Genomic DNA, 3398 nt, shown 5'->3' with positions numbered 1-3398 from the left:
CATCGTGCCGCCGAACTGCCTGTCTGGCTGCACAGATACAATTGGCATCGTCCACATGGCAGCCTAAAGTCAAAAACGCCTATCAGTCGCCTCGCCCTGATCGAGGACAACCTGTTGAAGCTCCACATCTAGGGCATGCGAAAATAGAAAATAACGGGCAAAAAGATGCGCCTTTTCCGACTCCGAGCCTAGATGGTTGAAAGCCTCGAAGTACTCCTTCGTCCGCTCGAGGAGATCTCCCGCATAAAGCGCCAACGGCTGTGACACGGTGACCCTCGGGCGCGCCTTGACCTTCGGCGTCTCAGGTCCACTCTTGGCCATCTCAGATTATCGGCTTAATTCCGGTGCCGGTATGCGACAAAGCCGAACAGAGTAGCCGCTGCGACGTTGAAGATTGCCCACAGCTCGCGCGGCAAATGAACCGGCATGAACGGGTTGAAGATCGCTGCCGCTCCAAACAGCGCCCAAGCCAGGGTGCGATTTTCAGGGCCTGATCGCCACACCATGGCTCCGCAGTAGATCCCGGCGAAAAAGACCACCACGCGGAGGAATTGGTAATAGCCGTACGGCCATGGCGCTACCGCCAGCAGCGAGGCAATAGCTACACAGATGCAGACCAACCGGACCGTTCCGGCCGGCGTCGAAAAGCATTATTTTCAGCAAACTTGATCCTCAAACGCCCAGCACGGTTGTTAGTGGAGTTTCGGCGCCCGCCATATATTTGAAAAGCCAGATTGCCCAAGTGATCGGCCAAATGAACGCCAACATCGCATCCAGGCTCAAGTTAATCAGGATTTTTACGACCACTGATGCATGGCCCTGCCATGTGTCGACGACATTCATCACGTAGGTGATCGGCCCGCCCAGCATGAAGAGGAGGCCCAGCGGAGCTGACATGATGTTCTTCAGCATGTTTGTGTCCCTCAGAAAGGCGTGACCTTCAGTGACAGTGATACGCGCCGGTCTTATGGTTGGTATGGCAACCGTTGGCATCAGTGCCGCCACTGTGTGCAAACGCGCCGGTCGCGCAAGCGATTATTGCAGCGGCCATAGCCGCGAGAAATGTTGTTTTCATTTTATTGCCCTCCCAAAGTATTTCAGACAGAGCACTATTGCCGGTCGGGCACAAGCTGCTCGTGGCACTGTGAACACAAATAGGATAGATGCTCCTCTGTGCAGGCCAAGATCGGGCGAGGAGAATACTTTGGATGGATTGCGATTGATGCACGTCCCGTTGGCGATCCTGCTGACATGGCCAAGGGTGGCGACGGCAAATGAATGCCTCTCGAAGTACACCAAGACCGACGTCTGCGCCTACGCAAAAAAAATGCAAACCGAAATGGCTCCAGCATTGCCCATGCTGATCAGTTCGAACATCTCCGTTCGGAGCATCATCGCAATCGGGCCAAGGATCGTTTTCAACGCCACCTGGGCTCAGACCGATGCGGAAGTAGACGCCAAATTGTTGGCTGCTGGCGTCTCGCGGCCGGTCTATGTCCAGAAGATCGATGAAATGACCAAAAACTATGTCTGTCGTGCGGAGGAACTATCTGCCTTCGTTCGCCTGGGCGGTGAGATCCAGTACACGTATACGACTGTGGATAATTTCCCAGTCGCGAACCCGCTCGTAGCACTCTGTCCTTAGAGCATCGCAGCACGGCTCATGACATGACTAGTCGCGGCCGATCAACCAGTTGATCAGCAGCCATGATCATTTGTTGGAACTCAATTGAGCCTGATCCGCACTAGCAAGTGGATAGAAGTGAATGTGCGGTTGCCCTTTAGCTCTACTATGCATAGAAACCACTCTGCCGGGGGGCGTAAAGTTGGGGTTGTGAGTGCGTGGGCTCTAAATTCGAAAAACTAAATAAGTTGCGTGACTCACTGCGAGAATCCAACCACGATTTTCGGGCGAGCACTCAGCTATTCAACAGCCTGGACCCTGCCAAGATCGACGGCGACCTGGATGTCATTAACCGCGGAAAGCAGCGCGGCGAGGTGAACCAACCCCCGAAAACGGCAAAGAATCTCGACGATGTCGAACATGCCATCGTGGAACGCGTTGAGGATGAGAAGAAGGCTGCGCATCACACTCTTGAGGACAACCTGCAACTCCTTGGAGGTCGTCTTGCCGGCCTCGATTTCGAGGAACAATTCGGTCTAATCCGTCAGACGAATGCCGCTAGCGTTTCGGACTTCAAAGCCTCGGTCGCCGTGGGCCTCGATGAACTTCACGGCCTGAGAAGGGCCCTGAACGACGCCGAAAAAGAGCATGCATGGTTTAAGGAGAAGCACGGTCTCGTTCGTGCCGCGCGTGTGCAGCACGGTGCCGCTCACATTTTCCGGCTATCGCTTCTGCTATTTCTGTTTCTGGTCGAGACAGCGATGAACGGCAACTTCCTGGCCAAGGGCAATGAGCAGGGATTTTTTGGTGGCATCCTTGAGGCTGCGGCATTCTCTTTCATCAACATCGGGGCGGCTTTGCTCCTGGCGGTTTTCTGCGCTCGTCTCGTCACCCATCGGTCGTTTTTCGTAAAATTCGTTGGGATCATTTCAATCCTTTTCTATATCGGCTTGGCGATTTCGATAAACTTGGCGCTAGCGCACTACCGTGAGGTCAGCGGCTCGCTCGCTGACGGCGCCGGCGCTGAGGTCATCCGTAATATGCTCGCCAATCCAGCGGGTCTCACGGACATCAAGTCCTGGTTGCTGTTTGCGATCGGCCTGATGTTTTCGCTTTTCGCTTTTATCGACGGCTGGTTCGTGCTCGACCCTTACCCAGGCTACACTGGCGTTGAAAATCGGCTCGTTCGACGGCGCGATGACTACATCGATCGAAAGAAGGAACTGATCGAAGAGCTGCAGGATGTCCGCGACGACCACAACGAAAAAGTGGAGGAAATCGTCAAGCAGCTTGGTAGTCGCCGGCGCGAGCACCGCGCGATTGTCGATCATCGATCGAGGCTTCTGGCTCTTTTTGCGCAGCATCAAGACCAATTGGAGCGAGCCTGCAATCAGCTTTTGTCGATGTATCGGGAAGCCAACATCCAGGCGAGGACCGAGCCGGCGCCCAAGCATTTCGGAACGCCCTACAAACTTGATCGCATCAAGCCATACGTCACCGGCGAGCGGGAGTGGAATGAGGGAGATGTTGGCGCATCAATTCGCCAGGCGCAGGAGGAACTCAACGAGCAGGTTCGTCTGATTGGTCAGGAATGCGAACGGGGAATTGAGCAGTACCGAGATCTTGATAAGCTTCACCCGGACAGCGTGAATGTCTAGGCGAACCCGCAGACGCAAGAAAGGCAATGCGGGTACCATTGCCGCGGCCATTGCCCTTGGTGTGCTATCCGTTGCGATGTTGGCCGGCTTCGGCTGGATGTGGACCAGGTCTGGCA

General features: G+C 55.0%; 5 protein-coding genes and 1 pseudogene. 3 read left to right on the top strand and 3 right to left on the bottom strand.

All coding sequences use genetic code 11. The features are described 5' to 3' along the window. Positions 1-132, top strand: a pseudogene (locus tag EN994_RS23570) (IS481 family transposase); the annotation flags it as partial. A 203-nt stretch (positions 133-335) separates the two neighbouring features. On the opposite strand, the gene EN994_RS23565 reads toward EN994_RS23570, so the two are convergent. From EN994_RS23565 to EN994_RS36885, 3 genes are read right to left on the bottom strand one after another with little or no spacing between them, the layout of a single operon-like run. Continuing rightward, the gene (locus EN994_RS23565; RefSeq protein WP_063169433.1) at positions 336-620 is read right to left on the bottom strand and encodes a DUF6804 family protein; all 285 of its coding nucleotides are present in this window, start codon (positions 618-620) and stop codon (positions 336-338) included. 52 nt (positions 621-672) lie between these two features. Continuing rightward, a complete protein-coding gene (locus EN994_RS23560) occupies positions 673-912 on the bottom strand; it encodes a hypothetical protein (RefSeq protein ID WP_082826591.1) in 240 nt (79 codons plus the stop codon). Between the two features lie 28 nt (positions 913-940). Beyond that, a complete protein-coding gene (locus EN994_RS36885; RefSeq protein ID WP_095770035.1) occupies positions 941-1051 on the bottom strand; it encodes a YHYH domain-containing protein in 111 nt (36 codons plus the stop codon). A 153-nt stretch (positions 1052-1204) separates the two neighbouring features. Between EN994_RS36885 and EN994_RS23550 the strand changes: the two genes are divergently transcribed. Together EN994_RS23550 and EN994_RS23545 are read left to right on the top strand one after the other, a co-directional pair. Continuing rightward, positions 1205-1645, top strand: coding sequence for a hypothetical protein (locus tag EN994_RS23550; protein ID WP_126066778.1), 441 nt, complete (start codon positions 1205-1207; stop codon positions 1643-1645). A gap of 227 nt (positions 1646-1872) precedes the next feature. Then, positions 1873-3282, top strand: a complete 1410-nt coding sequence (locus EN994_RS23545) for a hypothetical protein (RefSeq protein WP_210326684.1) — start codon at positions 1873-1875, stop codon at positions 3280-3282. The last annotated feature ends 116 nt before the right edge of the window (positions 3283-3398 follow it).

Source organism: Mesorhizobium sp. M7A.F.Ca.CA.002.09.1.1 (assembly GCF_003998555.1).
Taxonomy (GTDB): Bacteria; Pseudomonadota; Alphaproteobacteria; order Rhizobiales; family Rhizobiaceae; genus Mesorhizobium; species Mesorhizobium ciceri.
The sequence above is the reverse complement of the archived record's forward strand: the minus strand, read 5'-3'. Positions and strand labels throughout refer to the sequence as shown.